We start from the raw sequence: 16,660 nt of genomic DNA, 5'->3' as shown, positions 1-16,660 counted from the left end.
TCAGTTCCCCTGTCGGGCGCGGCCGATCAGGCCACGCCGGTTCGTCGCACCCAGTTCCACGAGCTCGCGCTTCGTCTCCGGCGAGGTCAGCAGCTCGACCTGCCCGGTGACGGTGCTGTGCTGGAAGAGGTCGGCGGCCTCCAGATCGCGTTCGGTCATCGCGTTGAGCCGTTCCAGCAGAACGATGAGCAGCAGCGAGTCACCGCCGAGCTCGAAGAAGTTGACGTCGTCCGGTACGGACTCGACGTCCAGCACCTCGGCCCACGCCAGGCGCACCTGGTCGCGCGTCGCAGTGTTCACTCAGATCTCCTTCAGTGCGGGCGCATCGGGATCGATGGCCAGGTCGGTCGCGGCGGTGACCACCGAAGCGAGCAGGTCGTCCACAGTGGACTTCTCGAACAGCGCCGTCGCGTAGGCGAGCGACAGCTCCAGTTCCTCGGTCGTGTCCGTGGCGGTGAGCTCGAGCTCGTACTTGATGTGCAACGGTTCCGGCTGCAGATACCGCGCGGGCGCACCGAGATCCGGTGGTGCGGCGTGGCCGGGCAGCGCGGTCACGTACACGGGGGTGACGGCGGGCCTGCTGAGGTCGCGGCCGGGATGCAGCGCCGTGGCGATCGCGTCGAACGGCACGTCGGCGTTGCGGTAGCAGGTCGTGCTGTGCTCACGCACGCGCTCCAACAGCTGCCGCCACGTTGGTTCGTCGCGCAGATCGACGCGCAGCACCAAGGTGTTCACGAACATGCCGACGGCGTCTTGCGCCTTGTCCCGGCCGGCCCACGGGAACGCGAACAGGAAGTCCCGCTGCGTGCCACGCCGGGCCAGCGCGACCGCGAGCACCGCCGCCACCGTCATGAACGTCGTGCTGCCGAGCTCCTGCAACTTCGTGGTGACGTGAGCGGGCAGAGTCGTTGTCAAGGTCGTGCCTTCGGTCGACTGGACTTGGCCGCGCGAACTGTCGTGCGGAAGCTCTATGTCGATCGGTGCGCCCGCCAGGCTGGCGATGATCTCCTCCGCGCCGGTCTCGCCCGTGGTGATCGCGGCCGGGTGAACCGGGTCGGCTAGCGACTTGCCTTGGTAGGCCTGGGAGATCTGCTCGGCGAGCACCTGGTGCGACCACCCGTCGGCGACGATGTGGTGAGTGACCAGGACGAGCAACGTGCGGTCCGCGGTCGTGACGATCTCGCCGTAGGCCGGTGCCTCGGTGGCGAGGTCGAACGGCGTCCAGCACACCTGCGCGAGGTGCTCGGCGAGCTCCGTCTCCGTCCACTGCGCCGCGTCGGTGACGTGCACCTCGGGAGCGCTGCCGTCGGTGCGGTAGAACACCTTGCGCTGCTTGGCGTTCAACATGAAGCGGGAGCGCAGCGCGGGGTGCCTGCCGAGCACCAGTTCGGTGGCGGCACGGAGGCGTTCGACGTCGACGGGCCCGGCGAACTCGGCGAGAACCGGTGCCAGGTAGGCGGTGCGCAACGCGGACACCTTGTCGATGAACCAGAACCGTTGCTGCACCGAGGTCGCCGGGTGCTCGTCACGACGACCTCGACGTTCTCCTGGGCCGTCGTGCCGAGCAGAGCGCCGAGCCCCGCCACGGTCGGGTCGGCGAGGAAGTCCCGCAACGCCACCGGAGTGTCGGCGAGCATCCGCACCGCGAGCAGCGAGTGGCCGCCGAGGGTGAAGAAGTCGCCGTCCAGCGGGAGCTCGTCCGCGTCCCGGTCCAGCGCCCTGCCGAACAGCTCGGCCGCGCGGCATTGTTCCGGCGTCAGCTCGACGGCACCGCGCACGGCATCCGGCAGCCTGGTGCCACGCATCGCGTCGAGCGCGGTGAAGTCCATCTTGTCGTTGCCCGTCATCGGAATCGTGTCGACGACGTACACCTCGGACGGCAGCACGGCCGCGGGAACCCAGCGCAGCAACGGCTTCAGCAGCTCGTCGCGGTCCGGCGCGGCACCGGTCAGCTCGACCCACGCGACCAGGCGCAGCGGCGTGCCCTCCGCCTTGACCGCGGCGGTCTTCACCGACGGCTGGTCCTCCAGCAGCTTGCGGACCTCGCCGAGCTCGATCCGGTTGCCGAGCACCTTCACCTGGTCGTCGACCCGGCCGAGGTACTCGATCTGCCCGTCCTCGCGCAGCACGACGCGGTCGCCGGTGCGGTACATCCGGCCGCCCAGCGGGTCCAGCAGGAACGCGGCCTCGGTGCGGTCGGGCTGACCGAGGTAGCCCAGCGCCACTCCGGCGCCCGCGACACACAGCTCACCGGGAACGCCGTCGGGCAGCTCCTCCTGCTGTGGACCGAGAACGTACGCGCGGGTGTTCGGCACCGGTACGCCGATGGCGGGCGGTCTGCCGTCGAGCGTCACCGGCGCGAACGTGCTGATGCAGCTGGCCTCGGTCGGGCCGTAGATGTTGCGCATCGGCACACCCCAGCGGCGGGTGCATTCCTCTGCGAGCGTCGTGGGAAGTCCCTCACCGCCCACGTACACCGTGCGCAGCGTCGTGGGACCGTCCTGGTCGGCGTCGAGGATGGCGCGCAGCAGGCTCGGCGTCATCGACGTGACGGTGACCTCGCGCAGCAACCGTGCCAGCGCAGGAGGGTCGCGCCGCTCGACGTCGTCGGCGAACACCAGCTCCGCCCCGGCGATCAACGCGCGGAACACCTCGTGCGTCGCGCCGTCGAACGAGGTCGACCACGTGCACAACACCCGGTCACCGGGACCGAGGTCGATGTCGCGCGCCCACCACACGCAGGTGTTGAGCATGCCGTTGTGCGGGACGAGCACGCCCTTCGGCCTGCCCGTCGTGCCGGACGTGTAGATCACGACAGCGGGTTCCTGGCCGATCAGGTCGAGCGTGCGCGGCGTACCGGTCGCTCGCCGGAAGTCCTCGATCCGCACGACTTCGACATCGGTGCCGTGCCGGGCGATCAGGTCCGCGCCCGCTTGGTCGGCCAGCACGATCTTCGCGTCCAGCTCCGCCAGAACGTGGTCCAGGCGGTCGGCCGGGGTGTCGAGGCTCAACGGCGCGTAGGCCGCTCCCGCGCGGAGAACGCCGAGCCAGGCGGCGACGAGGGCAGGGCTGCGGGCGGCCAGCACCGGCACGAACTCACCGCTGCCCGTGACGCGGTTCGCGACGGCCCAGGACCAGTCGTCCAGCTCACGCCACGAAACACTGTCGCCCGCGACGCTCACCGCCGGCGCGTCCGGTGCGTACGCGTGGCCCACGACGTCGAGCACCGAGGTGGCACCGCCGAGGTCCTGTTCCGCACCGAGAACGACAGATCCATTGGCTGTCAACGGCAGTGTGGCGAGCGGCGTCGCGGGTTCGTCGACGGCGGCACGCAGCAACGTCAGGAAGTTGTCGCCCAGACGCCGGGCCATGTCGGCCGAGTACTGGTCGGTCGCGAACTCGATCCGCCCGCGCCGCCCCTCGGCGTCGTCCTCGACGATGAGGATCAGGTCGAACTTCGCAGTGCCCGTGGGCAGCAGCTCTGGCGTGCTCCACGGGGTGCCGGCCTTGGGCGGGAGCATGTTCTGCAACGCGAAGCCGACGTCGACCACGCCGCGGGCGCCACTCGCCGTCAGCTGGTCGAACGGAATGCTCTGGTAGGTCAGCGACTTGAACGCCTCGACGCGGACTTCCTTGCACAGCGCGGCGAACGTCTGGCCCGGCCGCGGCAGGCAGCGCAACGGCACGGTGTTGACGAAGAACCCGACGAGGTGTTCTGCCTCGGCGTGCGGGCGGTTCGCGGTGACCGTGCCGACGACGAACTCGTCGCGGCCCGACCAGCGCTGCAACACGGCCTGGTAAGCGGCGAACAGCACGACGAACGGGGTGGCGCGCAACGACTTCGCCAGTTCGGCCGTGCGGTCCCAGAGTTCGTCCGGGATCGTGAAGACGTGCTGCTCACCCGGCCTGACCGGCCCGGTGGCCGTCGCGGCGAGCCGAGGGTGAGGCCGGCGGGGAGCTCGCTGAGCTCCTCGACCCGGCGTGCGAGGAGGTCCCGCATCGCCGCGGTGTCGAAGGACGACCTGTCCTGCCGGGCGAAGTCCTTGTACTGCAGCGAAAGCGGCAGCAGAGCGGCACCGGCGTACGCGGCGGCGAGGTCGTCGAAGAACGCGGCGAGCGACCAGCCGTCGATGGCGATGTGGTGCACGTTGACCAGCAGCAGGTCCTGCTCGCCAGGCCAGAGCGTGCAGCGGATCGGCGGCGCGGCGGCGAGGTCGAAACCCTCGCGCGCCCTGCGCAGCGCGTCGGCGCGCACGTCGTCCACATCGGACACCACCTCGACCGGCACGTGCGGGTCGCCGACGACCTGAACCGGGCGGCCGTCGCGCAGCTCGTAGCGGGTCCGCAGCACCTCGTGCTTGGCGGCGACCGCGTGCAGCGCGGCGGTGAGCCTCGGCAGGTCGATCTTCTCCCGCCACCTCATCAGCAGCGGCACGTTGTACGTCGGCGCGGCAGGCGCGGCGGCGTCGATGAACCAGAGCCGTTCCTGTGCGAACGACAGCGGATGCAACTGAGTCACTCGCGAAACTCCGTGATAGTCGGAAAAGGGCGCGTTGAACCCGCACACGGCCCAGATCGGCGTGTGCTGAGGGGAGAACCCGGTTACCGGGCGGCTACTTCATCCCGAACGCGCGTGGCCAGTTCTGCCAGCGAATCGGCCAGCAGGACGTCGGTGGGCCCGAGGTCGATCGCGAGTCGTTCCCGCAGGCGCGAGGCCAGCTGGATCGCGAGGATCGAGTTCCCGCCGGAGTCGATGAAGTTGTCCGCCGGATCGGCGCCGGGAACTCCCAGCACCTCCCGCCAGATGAGTCCAACATGGTCTGTCACATCAGTAGGAGTGACTTCATCGCCCTCTGATACCACTGAATCACCAGAAATTTCGGCGAGCAGTTTCGCCCTGTCCACCTTGCCGGTGGGGCCGTACGGAAGCTCGGTCAGCACGTGCCAGCGCGCGGGCACCATGTACGCGGGAAGCTTGGCGCGCAACGCTTCGCTGAAAGCCGAACCGTCCACCGTGGACCGGGGCAGGACGAACCCGACGAGCGACGCCGCCGGCCCCTCCCCCACCTTCTCCACGAACGCGCTGTCGGCGAGCCCGGTCGCCAGGACCGCCTGCTCGATCTCCTCCAGCTCGATGCGGAACCCGCGCAGCTTCACCTGCCGGTCCCGCCGGCCGAGCAGCTCCAGCGCGCCGTTCGGCAGCTCCCTGGCGAGGTCACCGGTGCGGTACATGAGGTTTCCCGACACCGGGTCCGACACGAACCGCTCGGCGGTGAGCTCCGGGCGGTGCAGGTACCCCAGCGCGACACCGGGACCACCGACGCACAGCTCGCCGTCGATGAGGTGCAAAGTCGTGTCCTGCAACGGGAATCCGACCGGCACCCGGTCGAGGCCCGCCAGGCTTTCGAGCGTGCAGTCGTAGTAGGTGGCGAACGTGGTCGTCTCGGTCGGCCGTACCCGTTGACGAGCCTGGCCGGCGGTCCCGACTCCAGCACGCGCAGGGTGGCGGCCATGTCCATCTGCTCGCCGCCCGCGATCAGCGTCTTCAGCCCGCGCAACGCCGCGGGCCGTTCCCGCGCGACCATGTGGAACAGCGACGTCGTCAAGAACATCGTCGAGATGCCCGAGTCCCTGACCAGCGCGATCCAGTCGTCGATGCGCAGGTCGGTGATGGCGGGCAGCACCACGACGGTGCCACCGGACGTCAGCGTGTTCCACAGCTCGAACGTCGTGGCGTCGAACGCGGGGTTGGACTGGTTCGCGACGCGGTCACCCGGCTCGATCGTGCAGAACACCGGATTCGACACGAGCCGCACGACCGCGCGATGCGGCACCACGACGCCCTTGGGCCGTCCGGTCGATCCGGACGTGTAGTTCACGTAGAACGGGTCGTCCGGTCCGATTTCCTTGGCGCTGAAGGTCTTCTCCGCCTGTGCGGAGACCCTGCGCACGCCCGGGAACTCGGGGCTGTCACCGACCACGAACCGCGTGCCCGCCTCTTCGAGCAACGCGGTGAGCCGTTCGGCGGGCGCATGCGCGTCCAACGGCAGGTATGCGGCACCCGCTCGTGCGATGCCCAGCATCGCCACGACCATGCCGACAGACCGTCCACCGCTCACGGCGACGATCTCTCCCCGAGCGACTCCCCGTTCGGTCAGCTCAGCGGCCAGCCCTCCGGAGAGGTGCCAAAGTTGTTGGTATGTAAGTGATTCGTCGGTCACAGGATCGACCACCGCGTGAGCGGACGGAAGTTGATCAACCCAGCCACGGACGAGTTCGGGCACGCAGCATCCACTGCGCGCGTCCGGAAACGCCACGATTCTCCCCTGAAAGCCCAGATCTGACGGTTGCACACCTGCACTCGGCCCCTCCCAGGCCCGAATGCCCCTCCCTCGGCGCGACCCCCCACCGTCACGTGAGGAGCAACGGTAGTGAACTGAAGGTGAACGACCAATAGACCGTTCGTGGCAATTAATGAAACAAATAGGTCCGCCGCACCAGTCGATCATGAACGATCCGTGACCGGGCATGCACGCGCTTGGAACGTTCCAGTGAACGGAACGTGAAGTCGTTGCGACATCTGAGTTTCGTGAAACCCAACAGCACGACCGCGGAGCTCCTGTACTGTCCGGCCACGTGACTCGCATCGCGTTTCTGGGACTGGGCCGCATGGGCGCACTGATGGCGACCAGGCTGGCGGCAGCAGGACATGACCTCACCGTGTGGAACCGCACCGCGGACCGGACGGCGCCGCTCGTCGAAGCGGGCGCTTCGGCCGCGAGCACGCCGGCGGAGGCCGTGGCGGGCGCGGATCTCGTCATCTCCATGCTGTTCGGCCCGGAGGCCGTGCAGGAGGTCTACGCGAACGCGGCGGAAGCGCTGAAGCCCGGCACGATCGTCGTCGAGATGTCCACGATCGGCCCGCAGGCCCTTGCCGCACTGCGGGAAACCCTTCCCGACGGCGTGCGCCTGATCGACGCGCCGGTGAAGGGCAGCCTGCCCGCCGCGAGCTCCGGCGAGCTCGGCATCTACGCGGGCGCCACCGAGACCGACCTCGCGGAGGCCGCGGACGTGCTCGCCGTGCTCGGCAAGGTCAAGCACGTCGGTCCCCCCGGCGCGGGGGCGTCGGTGAAGCTGCTCGTGAACCTGGTGCTCGGATCGTCGTTCGTCATGGTGGCCGAGGCGCTGGCGCTCGCGGACGAGCTCGGCGTCGAGACCGACGCCGCACTCACCGCGCTGGAGGGCACCGCGGTCGGCTCGCTGATCCCGCGGGTGCGCGCGAAGCTCGAGAACCCCGGCTCCACCCAGTTCTCGCTCGGCCTGGCGGAGAAGGACCTCCGCCTCGTGCTCGACGCGGGCGGTGTGGCGAACGGCGTGGCCGCCGGCGCACAGGAGAAGCTCGCCGCGGCCGTCGCGGACGGCTTGGCGGAGAACGACATCAGCGCCGTGCTCAACCACGTCCGCGGGAAGTGAGCGTGGGCTTCACCCGCGCGCAGGTGCTGGAACGCCTGCGCGCCAAGGCAACGCGCGGTGAGGCGATCATCGGCGGCGGCGCGGGCAGCGGCCTGTCGGCCAAGTGCCAGGAGGCCGGTGGCATCGACCTGCTCACCGTCTTCAACTCGGGCCGCTACCGGATGGCCGGGCGCGGTTCACTGGCGGGCCTGCTGGCGTACGGCAACGCCAACGAGGTCGTGGTCGACATGGCGGGAGAGATCCTCCCGGTGGTGAAGCGAACGCCCGTACTGGCCGGCGTGAACGCCACCGATCCGTTCTACTCGCCCGAGGTCTTCCTGCCGGAGCTCGCGCGCCTCGGTTTCGCCGGTGTGCAGAACTTCCCCACGGTCGGGCTGATCGACGGGAACTTCCGCGCCAACCTGGAAGCCACCGGGATGGGGTACGGCGTGGAGGTGGAGATGATCGCGACGGCCCGCCGCCACGACCTCGTCACCGCCCCGTACGTGTTCTCCGCCCAGGACGCCGCCGCGATGGCGGAGGCCTGTGCCGACGTCGTGGTGTGCCACCTCGGCCTCACGATCGGCGGCACGATCGGTGCCGTCAGCGGTCCGACCCTCGACGAGAGCGTCGCCCTGCTGCAGGAGTGGGCCGACGCGGCGCTCGCCGTCCGCGACGACGTCCTCGTGCTGTGTCACGGCGGCCCGCTCGCCGAGCCGGAGGACGTCGCTCACGTTCTCAAGCACACCACGGGCGTGCACGGCTTCTACGGCGCGTCGTCGCTCGAGCGCACACCGGTCGAGACCGCGATCACCGGCCAGACCCAGAGGTTCACGTCGATCAGCGCGCGCTGAACGCCTTACGGTACAACGGGTTCGGGCAGTCGACGTACCGGCTCGCCGCGCCCTCCGCCCGCGTCCACCGCAGCAACAGGTTCGCCTTCGCGGGCACGGACGGGCTCTCCAGCAACGACGTCAGAAGCTCTTGGGAACCGTGATCCCTGGCATACGCAAGGAAAACGGACCGCGCTTCCGGCCACACGTCCAGGCAGGGGTGCCGGGCCTGCACGGCACCCGCGATCTCGATGAGGTGGTTCACGACGAGGCAGTACTGGAGCCGCTCCCAGCCCTTCGCCTCGGAAACGCCCCGCGATCCACCCGATCCGTCCACTTCGGACAGCAGCCGGGCGTGGCGTGGCAGCAGCCGCATGCCTTCCGGGTCCCGGTAGATCGCCTGGACCGGCATCCCGTCGGAGTCCACACCGACCAGGACGTTCTGCAGGTGGCACTCCATCACGACACCGTGCGCGAAAAAGGCATGGAGCACAGGCGGAACGACGACCGAGACGTACTGCCGGAACCACCGCAGGGCGCCGTCGCGGTCCAAGCCGTTCAACGGGTTTCCGTCGAAGCCCTCGCTGATTCCGGCCGCCAGCAACGGGGTCGCGCCGGGCAGAGTGTGCTGCCGAACTCCGTCACGCACCACCACCGCGAGTCCCTCAAAGGATTCCGGGGACGTCCGGTAGCCGCGGTCGATCAGGAACGCCGTGCCGGGATACGCGGACGCGATGTCCGCGAACACCGGTCTGAGCAGGCGGGCAAGAGGCGGGATCCAGCGCAGGTCGTGCGCCCACAAACGGCGCACGTCGTTGGTGATCTGCACGTCGAGGCTGAACTTGTAGAACAGGTCGGCGGCCGGGTCGTAGACCGTGCGCACCGACGACGTCGGCCACACCTCGTGACCGACCGCATCGGCGGAGAGGCCGAGCAGGGACAGCTGCCAGGGATGCGCGGGCAGAACACCCGCGGGCAACGGGACGTCGCCGTCGTCGACGAACTCACCTTCCAGGCGTGCCAACGAGAACCGGGCGTGCACCTCGGGCGCGTACGGCAACCACTCCCGCGCGGGCACGCCACCGCGGCCCTTCGGCGCGGGGTGGTAGCGGTGACCGGCGATCAACGCCTGCTCGGTCCGCTGGTAGAGGTCTTCCGGCGGAGCGGGACGGGCGTCGAGCACGGCGGCGATGGCGGACCGCGAACCCGCGATCTCGTCGAGGAAACCGACCGGCGGGTCACCGAGCTCCTTGGTGATGAGCACCGCGAGCTCCTGCCACGACACGGGTTGCCACGAGCCGGAGAACACCTCGGGATCCGACAGCCAGCGACCCTCCCGCGCACGCAGCAGGACGCCGGTGCGAGGCAGGCGGATCGTGCCACCCGCCCCCTGCTCGCCCACCTCGCGGCGCAGGCAGTTCAGCAGGGCGGTCGTGGTGATGCCGTCGGGATCAGTGATCGATTCCACCGGTGTCCGCTTCCCTCTGGCGCTGTGTCAGGATCTGATCATTCTGACGCAAACACCGGTCGAGTCCGAATTCGCCGCCGCACTGGACGGAGAGCGCGCCGAGCGGTTCCTCACGGCGCTGCCGGGAGCCCGCGCGGCGATCCTCGCGCGCCTGCGGCGCGCCTTCGCGATCGAGCCGTTGCCGCAGGTCAGCGCCGATCCGGCCGAGTACCTCCACCCGGTCGACCTCCTCACCGCACTGCGCTGGCCCGGCTCTGGGAACCTGATCGCCGAGGTCGCCCACAGCGTGGCCGGACTGGCGCTCTCCCGCACAACGAGCCCGTTGACGACTCCATTCCTCGAACGGTCGCTGGAGGAGCACGAGCAGAGCGTGGTCGACGGCCATCCGCTGCACCCGTGCTGCCGCAACCGCACCGGGTTCACCGCCCACGACCACCTGGCGTACGGCCCCGAGCACCGCCCGACGGTCGCCCTGCGCCTGCACCCCGCTCGCGACCACGTGGTGTTCGGCGACTGGCCTTCCGAGCTCCGCGACGGCGAACGAATCCTCCTCCCGGTACACCCGTGGCAGGCCGGACGCCTGAACGTGTCCAGCACCGGCACGCTGACCGCTCACCCGCTGATGGCGCTGCGGACGTTGTCCGCCGGCGGCTGGCACGTGAAAACGACGCTCAGCGCGCAGATCACCTCGGCCGTGCGGGACATCTCCGGCGGCTCGATCGCCACGGCCACCACGGTTTCCGGCTTCCTCGCCGACGTCGTCGAGGGGATCGAACTGCAGCACAACCGCGCGTCGGCCGCGGTGCTCACCGACGGCGAACCGAACCGCGCGCTGGGCGTGATCCTGCGCGACAAGCCCGTGCCACGTCCTCGGGAAACCCTGCTGCCGCTGGCCGCGCTGACCGCACGCCCGGTCGACGGCGGCCCTCCACCGATCCGCGGCTCGGCGACCCGGTCAGGTGGCTCGCGGAGTTCGCCGAGCTGGCCGTCCCGCCGCTGATGACGCTGCTCGCGCGAGGTGTGGCGCTGGAGGCGCACGAGCAGAACCTGCTGGTGGGGCTGGTGAACGGCAGGCCGCGCCGGTTGATCTACCGCGACCTGGCCGACATCCGGGTCAGCCCGCGCGCGGACCTGCCCGCGCGACTGCACGCGAGCCAGGAAGGCTTGCGCGCCAAGACGTTCGCCACGTTCTTCGCGACCGCTCTGACCGGGCTGGTCTCCGCACTCGACGCACCGGACGCCGAGCTCTGGGACGTGGTGGCGAAGGCGGTCCCGGACACGCCTGACCGGCAGGCGTTGCTGCACGACCCTCTGCCTGCCAAGCCGCTCACGCTGATGCGGCTCGACCCGAAGACGACGGCGTGGGCGTACCTGCCCAATCCTTGGTCCGAACGGTCCAACCGCTGACACGTCCGGGCCGCCACGAGCCCGATTCCAGGTCGCGCGGGGAGATTCCGGAAACGGGTACGGAGGCTCGGCGATTGTGCTATCCCAAAAGACATGGGGGGCACGGAGTTCCGGCTGCTCGGGGCGGTGGGGGTGTGGAGCGACGGCATGCCCGTCGATCTCGGGCACGGACGCAGACGATGTGTGCTGGCGGCACTGCTGGTCGACGCGAACCAGGTGGTGTCCGCGGAAGGACTGATGGAGCGCGCGTGGGGAGAAAACGCGCCGCGCCAGGGGAAGGACACGCTGTACGCCTACGTTTCCCGGCTGAGAAACGTGTTCCGCCGGATCGAAGGGGCGGCGATCACGCGGAAGTCCGGCGGGTACGTGCTGACCGTTGACCCGGCGGCGGTCGACCTGCACGAGTTCCACCGGCTGCTGGCCGAGGGACGCGCGGCGGACGGGACGGCGAAGCTGGCGCTGCTCGACCAGGCCTTGGCGTTGTGGCAGGGAGAGGCGTTCGCCGAGCTGGACACGCCGTGGCTGGACAACGTCCGGCAGGAGCTCGCGAAGGAGCGGTTCGCCGCCGAGCTGGACCGGATCGACCTGCAGCTCGGTCTCGGCAGGCACGGCGAGCTCCTGACGGAGCTGGCGGCGGCCACCCGGCGACATCCGCTGGACGAACGGCTGACTGGTCAGTTCATGCTCGCGCTGTACCGGTCGGGGCGGCAGGCCGAGGCACTGAGCGCCTACCAGCGGCTGCGAGACCGGCTCTCCGACGAACTGGGCGTCGATCCGTGGCCGGAGCTGCAGCGGCTGCACACGTCGATCCTGCGGCAGGATCCGGGGCTCGCACCGCCTGCCGTGCGTGCCGTCAAGAAGCCGATGCCTGCCCACCTGACGGCGCAGTTGCCGCCACCGGTACCGCACTTCTCCGGCCGGCACGACGCCCTGCGCGAGCTGGACACCCTCCTCGGCCTGGCGGCACCGGTGGTGATCTCGGCCGTCGCGGGCACAGGAGGCGTGGGGAAGACGGCGCTCGCGGTGCAGTGGGCGCATCAGCACGCGGACGACTTCCCCGACGGGCAGCTGTACGTGAACCTGCGCGGCTACGACGTGGCCGAGCCGATGACGCCGAACGCCGCGCTGGAAGGGTTTCTGCGCACGCTGGGCTTCGATCCGGCGGCGATACCGTCCACTGTGGACGAACGGTCCGCTCTCTTCCGGTCGGCGCTGGCGGGACGGCGGATGCTGGTGCTGCTCGACAACGCGCGGTCGGCGGATCAGGTACGGCCGTTGCTGCCGGGCCGGCACGGCTGCGTCGCGCTGGTCACGAGCCGCGACGACCTGGCGGGGCTGGTGGCGCGGGACGGCGCACACCGGCTCAGGCTGGAACGGCTGAGCGAGCGGGAAGCCGTGGAGTTGCTGCGTCAGGTGCTCGGTGCGAACCGGGTGGCCGCCGAACCCGCCGCGGCTCTCGATCTCGCCCGCCGATGCGCGTTGCTGCCGCTCGCGTTGCGGGTTGCCGCTGAACGGGCCGTGCGACGTGATGACGTACCGCTGGCCGAACTCGTGACAGAGCTTGAAGACCTGGACGTGCCGGGTGATCCGGCCTCGGCCGTGCGGGTCGTGTTCTCGTGGTCGTACCTGGCGTTGCCAGGGCCTGCCGGACGGTTGTTCCGGTTGCTCGGACTGCATCCGGGGCCGGATTTCGACACCGCGGCCGCGGCCTGGCTCGCCGGCACCGACGTGGCCACCGCGCGGCGGCTGCTGGACGTGCTGAGATCGGCACACCTGGTCGAACAGACCACACCGGACCGGTTCCAGCTGCACGATCTGCTGCGGATGTACGCGCGAGAACTGGCGGAGCGCCACGACGACGCCGCCGAACGAGCCGGGGCGGTGCGGCGGATGGCGATCGGATACCTGCACACCGCCTACCGGGCCGCGGATCAGGTGAACCCGGCGATGCTGCACCTGCCGCGGCCCGAGTTCAGCTCCGACGACCCGGCCGACGGGCTCGGCTGGCTGGAGACCGAGCGCCGCAACCTGGTCGCGGTGATCCGGCACACCGCCACGACCGAGGACCGGCGGCTGGCGTGGCGGCTCGCCGACGCGTTGCGCGGTTTCTTCTGGTTGCGCAAGTACCACGACGACTGGCTGGCGGCGCTGTCCGACGGCCTGCGCGCGGCCCGGTTCGGCGGCGATCTCATGGCCCAGGCCGCCATGCACCACGGCATCGCCACCGCGCGGCGTGAGCCTCAGCCGGTACGAGCCCGCGATCGAGCACTTCGAGCTCGCCAGGCGGTTCAGCGAACGGGCTGGCTGGCACGAGGCGCAGGCCGCCGCGCTGGGCAACCTCGGGGTGATCCACCGGCACCGGGGCCGGCTGATGGAGGCCGCGGCGCACCACGCGAACGCTTTGGCCGTGGTGCGGCGGATCGGTGCCCGCGTCCGTGAGGCCGAGGTGCTGGGCAACCTCGGCAACGTCTACTTCGAACTGGGCCGGCTGCGGCTGGCGGAAGAGCACTGCACGCTGGCGTTGAAGATCCACCGGGAGCACTCGTCACGGGTCGGGGAGGCGATCGACCTCAGCCTGCTCGGTCAGATCTGCTTCGAGCTGGGCGAGTACGAGCGGGCGGCCGGTTACGTGACCGATGCGCTGGAGATCCAGCGCGACATGGCGGCGCGCGAGATGGAGGGCTCAACGCTGATCTTGCTCGCCCTCGTGCGGTGTCAGCTCGATGACCACGACCGGGCCGAGGCGGACGCGCTGCACGCGTTGAAACTGGCCCAGGAGACCGAGAGCCGCGCCACGGAACTGGACGCGCACAACGTGCTGGGCGTCGTAGATCGGCACTGGGGCCGGTTCGGCGAGGCCGTGGAACGGCATCGGCGCGCGCTCGACCTCGCACGCCAGGACGGTTACCGCCGGGGCGAGGTGGAGGCGCTGATCGAGCTCAGCTCCGCTCTCGTCGCACTCGGCGAGGACGCCGCCGAGACGGCGGAACGCGCGGCCGGCCTCGCCCGCGACGCCGGGTTGCGGGTGCTGCACGGCCGCGCGCTGACCGCTCTCGCGGTCGCTCATGGTGCCAACGGCGCGATGGACGAGGCGGTGGCCAGCGCTGAGGAGGCTCTGGGGATCCACCTCGAGACCGGCCACCGTCCCGGCCACACCGACACGGTGAGCCTGCTGGCCCGGCTCACCGCTCAGCGTTAGCAGGGCGACGTGCTGCCCCTGGAGCTGGCGGGGTTGCGGTCCAGGTAGGCGTCGCTGACCCAGCCCGAAACGCCGGTCGTGACGTCGCGGAGGTACGACCACGTGCGGTAGGTGACGCCGCCGCGGGTCACGGCGTCACCGTTCGTCCAGCAGTGGTAGTCGACGCGGTGGCTGAGCTGCCCCTGCCCGTCCGCCGCGCACTCCGGCGTGTGCGGGCCCCTGCGGATGGCCACGGCGTTGGCGTCGAAGAAGTTGCCGGTCCGGGTGTCGCGGTTGCTGTGCGCGTGGCCGCAGTGCATCGCCGAAACGTCACCGGGCGCGGTCGTCTCGACCGTGTCCGGCAGGCCGGTGTACTCCCCCAACGGCTTCTCCCCTGCCGCGTTCGCCGGGCCTGCCATGATCATCGAGGTCGCCGCAGCGAGCAGCAGGCCGGTGGCACCGGCCACAGATGCGATCTTCATGTTCTCCCCCTTCGGAGCGAGGTTTCCCTTGCGCTACCGAGCCTGGGGGACGAGCCATGACCAGAACCTTGCCGGAAACCTGAAATCCAGGGGCGGACGTGCGGAAACGGCTGGGCGACCCTGCCTCGCCCAGCCGGAGCCCTGTGAGGCTGTCAGGCCCGCCAGCGCCGCGACGCGTGGACCACGTCGCCGACCGCGCGAGCAAGACTTCCGTCGGCGTCGACGTGGCGCTCGTACTCGGCGGGAAGCGGCTTGGCCACCTCGGGCGGTGCCTCGTACGGGTCGCTGTCTTCCCAACGCAGCCTGCGCGCCGTCTTCACGAACGCGACCGCCACGGCCAGCAGCAACAGCCCGACCGCGGCCGGCCACCAGACCGATTCCGCGATCGCGATGGCGAACTGGACCTGGGCCACCACGACGAAAACGACAGTCAGCCCGACCACCGACCACGGGGCCGATCTACCGTCGCGTCTGCGCTTGGCGGCACCGGTTGCCCCCATTGGCGTCACCTCCACCGATGTTGCCTGGACATCGGCGATTGATCGCACGGAGTTACAGCGCCAAGCGTACTCTCTGATCGTTTGGTTGCATTCCGTCATCACGGGGACACCTGCTTACCAGGCACGAACGCCCGTACAGCCCGTGCGGGATTCACTCTGTGGTGTGATCATCAACTTGTGTCTGCTCTGCACGCGGGTGACCCCGCCGCATTCGCCGTCGATGTTCTCGACGAGGGTCCTGCCGAACTCGAGTTCGTGCCGGGAGTGGCGTCGAGCCGGCCAACCAAGACGTGTGCCGGTGGCGCGCTGATCCGCGATTCCGCGGGACGCGTCCTGTTCGTGGTGCCGGCGTACAAGACGGTGCTGGACATCCCTGGCGGCATGACCGAGGACAACGAGTCCCCGAAGGCCGCCACGATCCGGGAGATCCGCGAGGAGCTCGGTCTCGACGTCGAGCTCGGGCCGTTGCTCGTCGTGGACTGGACCCCGCGCAACGGTGTCTGGCGCGACTGCCACCAGTTCGTGTTCGACGGCGGTGTCGTGAACGGTGCCGTGGCGCACGACCCCGAGCTGTCGGGCGTGGCGTACCTGACGCTCGACGAGGCCAAGCCCAAGATCTACCCGTCACTGCACCGCAGGCTCACCCTCGCCGTCGCGGCACTTGAGAGCGGTTCCGCGCGCTACGCGGAGTTCGGCCGCGAGGTCTGACCTAAGCTCGCACCATGGACCTGAGCGCGTTCCCGCGAGTCGCACTGGGCAGCTGGCCGACCCCGCTGGACGACGCCCCGAGGCTCGCGGCCGCGCTCGGCAGCCCGCCGGTCCTGATCAAGCGCGACGACGTCAACGGACTGGGCGCCGGCGGCAACAAGCTCCGCAAGCTGGAGTTCCTGCTCGGGCAGGCCGTCGACCAGGGCGCGGACACGATCATCACGTTCGGCGCGCTGCAGACCAACCACGGCCGTCAGACCGCGGCGGCGTGCGCGAAGCTGGGCCTGCGCTGCGAACTCGTGCTCACGGCCAAGGTGCCGATGAAGGGTGACGCGTACGAGAAGTCCGGCAATGTCGTGCTGGACCACATGTTCGGCGCGAACGTGCACATCTGCGCGGACGCCGAGGAGACCGTCGAGGCCTACGAGCGGGTCAACCACGACAAGGCCGTCACGCTGCCCGTCGGCGGCTCGAACGGCCTGGGCACGCTCGGGTACGTCGCGGCGGCGATCGAGCTCGTCGAGCAGCTTCGGCGAGCGCGGCATCGACAACGCCACCATCGTCGTGCCGCAGGGCAGCGGCGCCACGGCCGCGGGCATCGCGCTCGGCACCGAGCTGCTGGGCTGGCCAGG

13 protein-coding genes and 6 pseudogenes are annotated in these 16,660 nt (G+C 70.0%); 10 read left to right on the top strand and 9 right to left on the bottom strand.

Annotation, left to right across the window (positions count from 1 at the left end; genetic code table 11):
- The 6 genes and pseudogenes from FXN61_RS09615 to FXN61_RS09590 all read right to left on the bottom strand — a co-directional run bounded on the left by FXN61_RS09615 (position 1) and on the right by FXN61_RS09590 (position 6,509).
- Positions 1–300 carry a phosphopantetheine-binding protein gene (locus FXN61_RS09615; protein ID WP_167972370.1) on the bottom strand — a complete coding sequence of 100 codons (300 nt, stop codon included), beginning with the start codon at positions 298–300 and terminating at the stop codon, positions 1–3.
- Positions 301–1,476 (bottom strand): condensation domain-containing protein, encoded by a 1,176-nt coding sequence (locus FXN61_RS09610; RefSeq protein ID WP_312877613.1) that lies wholly within the window; start codon positions 1,474–1,476, stop codon positions 301–303.
- 101 nt (positions 1,477–1,577) lie between these two features.
- Positions 1,578–3,848, bottom strand: a pseudogene (locus tag FXN61_RS51780) (non-ribosomal peptide synthetase); the annotation flags it as partial.
- A 185-nt stretch (positions 3,849–4,033) separates the two neighbouring features.
- Positions 4,034–4,519, bottom strand: a pseudogene (locus FXN61_RS54185) (condensation domain-containing protein); the annotation flags it as partial.
- 83 nt (positions 4,520–4,602) lie between these two features.
- Positions 4,603–5,232: a phosphopantetheine-binding protein gene (locus FXN61_RS56220; protein ID WP_376770613.1), complete on the bottom strand. Its 630-nt coding sequence runs from the start codon at positions 5,230–5,232 to the stop codon at positions 4,603–4,605.
- Positions 5,154–6,509: an AMP-binding protein gene (locus tag FXN61_RS09590; RefSeq protein ID WP_376770612.1), complete on the bottom strand. Its 1,356-nt coding sequence runs from the start codon at positions 6,507–6,509 to the stop codon at positions 5,154–5,156. The genes FXN61_RS56220 and FXN61_RS09590 overlap by 79 nt, the downstream gene beginning before the upstream one ends.
- A gap of 109 nt (positions 6,510–6,618) precedes the next feature.
- Here FXN61_RS09590 and FXN61_RS57095 point away from each other — a divergent pair.
- The 3 genes and pseudogenes from FXN61_RS57095 to FXN61_RS09580 form a co-directional block, all read left to right on the top strand.
- Positions 6,619–7,086 (top strand): annotated as a pseudogene (locus tag FXN61_RS57095) (NAD(P)-dependent oxidoreductase); the annotation flags it as partial.
- Positions 7,072–7,473, top strand: coding sequence for an NAD-binding protein (locus FXN61_RS57090; protein WP_512698744.1), 402 nt, complete (start codon positions 7,072–7,074; stop codon positions 7,471–7,473). The pseudogene FXN61_RS57095 and the gene FXN61_RS57090, both read left to right, overlap by 15 nt.
- A 2-nt stretch (positions 7,474–7,475) precedes the next feature.
- Positions 7,476–8,306: a phosphoenolpyruvate hydrolase family protein gene (locus tag FXN61_RS09580; RefSeq protein ID WP_167972364.1), complete on the top strand. Its 831-nt coding sequence runs from the start codon at positions 7,476–7,478 to the stop codon at positions 8,304–8,306.
- Here FXN61_RS09580 and FXN61_RS09575 read toward each other — a convergent pair.
- Positions 8,293–9,753 (bottom strand): IucA/IucC family protein, encoded by a 1,461-nt coding sequence (locus tag FXN61_RS09575; RefSeq protein ID WP_223165372.1) that lies wholly within the window; start codon positions 9,751–9,753, stop codon positions 8,293–8,295. The genes FXN61_RS09580 and FXN61_RS09575 overlap by 14 nt on opposite strands.
- On the opposite strand from FXN61_RS09575, the gene FXN61_RS50610 reads away from it, so the two are divergent.
- The 5 genes and pseudogenes from FXN61_RS50610 (at position 9,740) to FXN61_RS09560 (ending at position 14,359) form a co-directional block, all read left to right on the top strand.
- Positions 9,740–10,753 carry an IucA/IucC family protein gene (locus tag FXN61_RS50610; RefSeq protein WP_312877612.1) on the top strand — a complete coding sequence of 338 codons (1,014 nt, stop codon included), beginning with the start codon at positions 9,740–9,742 and terminating at the stop codon, positions 10,751–10,753. The two genes, FXN61_RS09575 and FXN61_RS50610, sit on opposite strands and share 14 nt — an antisense overlap.
- Positions 10,753–11,160, top strand: a complete 408-nt coding sequence (locus FXN61_RS50605; protein ID WP_223165379.1) for an IucA/IucC family C-terminal-domain containing protein — start codon at positions 10,753–10,755, stop codon at positions 11,158–11,160. The genes FXN61_RS50610 and FXN61_RS50605 overlap by 1 nt, the downstream gene beginning before the upstream one ends.
- Positions 11,161–11,253: 93 nt before the next feature.
- A pseudogene (locus FXN61_RS56920) lies at positions 11,254–12,576 on the top strand (AfsR/SARP family transcriptional regulator); the annotation flags it as partial.
- An 817-nt stretch (positions 12,577–13,393) separates the two neighbouring features.
- Positions 13,394–13,534 (top strand): annotated as a pseudogene (locus FXN61_RS56915) (hypothetical protein); the annotation flags it as partial.
- A complete protein-coding gene (locus FXN61_RS09560) occupies positions 13,532–14,359 on the top strand; it encodes a tetratricopeptide repeat protein (RefSeq protein ID WP_446684933.1) in 828 nt (275 codons plus the stop codon). The pseudogene FXN61_RS56915 and the gene FXN61_RS09560, both read left to right, overlap by 3 nt.
- On the opposite strand, the gene FXN61_RS09555 is transcribed toward FXN61_RS09560, so the two are convergent.
- Together FXN61_RS09555 and FXN61_RS09550 are read right to left on the bottom strand one after the other, a co-directional pair.
- A complete protein-coding gene (locus tag FXN61_RS09555; protein ID WP_167972358.1) occupies positions 14,356–14,820 on the bottom strand; it encodes a hypothetical protein in 465 nt (154 codons plus the stop codon). The two genes, FXN61_RS09560 and FXN61_RS09555, sit on opposite strands and share 4 nt — an antisense overlap.
- 152 nt (positions 14,821–14,972) lie before the next feature.
- Positions 14,973–15,320 carry a hypothetical protein gene (locus FXN61_RS09550; RefSeq protein ID WP_167972356.1) on the bottom strand — a complete coding sequence of 116 codons (348 nt, stop codon included), beginning with the start codon at positions 15,318–15,320 and terminating at the stop codon, positions 14,973–14,975.
- A 177-nt stretch (positions 15,321–15,497) separates the two neighbouring features.
- On the opposite strand from FXN61_RS09550, the gene FXN61_RS09545 reads away from it, so the two are divergent.
- Positions 15,498–16,028, top strand: coding sequence for an NUDIX domain-containing protein (locus tag FXN61_RS09545; RefSeq protein ID WP_167972354.1), 531 nt, complete (start codon positions 15,498–15,500; stop codon positions 16,026–16,028).
- Between the two features lie 14 nt (positions 16,029–16,042).
- Positions 16,043–16,660: pseudogene (locus FXN61_RS09540) on the top strand (pyridoxal-phosphate dependent enzyme); the annotation flags it as partial.

This window comes from Lentzea indica (assembly GCF_012184385.1).
In the GTDB taxonomy this organism is placed as follows: Bacteria; Actinomycetota; Actinomycetes; order Mycobacteriales; family Pseudonocardiaceae; genus Lentzea; species Lentzea indica.
This window is presented reverse-complemented; position numbering and strand designations above follow the sequence as displayed.

Coding starts and splice junctions, on each gene's coding strand:
- FXN61_RS56220 (WP_376770613.1), bottom strand. CDS start 5,232: ATGTACCGCACCGGTGACCTCGCCAGGGAGCTGCCGAACGGCGCGCTG.
- FXN61_RS09590 (WP_376770612.1), bottom strand. CDS start 6,509: ATGATCGACTGGTGCGGCGGACCTATTTGTTTCATTAATTGCCACGAA.
- FXN61_RS50605 (WP_223165379.1), top strand. CDS start 10,753: ATGACGCTGCTCGCGCGAGGTGTGGCGCTGGAGGCGCACGAGCAGAAC.
- FXN61_RS09560 (WP_446684933.1), top strand. CDS start 13,532: ATGGAGGCCGCGGCGCACCACGCGAACGCTTTGGCCGTGGTGCGGCGG.
- FXN61_RS09555 (WP_167972358.1), bottom strand. CDS start 14,820: ATGAAGATCGCATCTGTGGCCGGTGCCACCGGCCTGCTGCTCGCTGCG.
- FXN61_RS09550 (WP_167972356.1), bottom strand. CDS start 15,320: ATGGGGGCAACCGGTGCCGCCAAGCGCAGACGCGACGGTAGATCGGCC.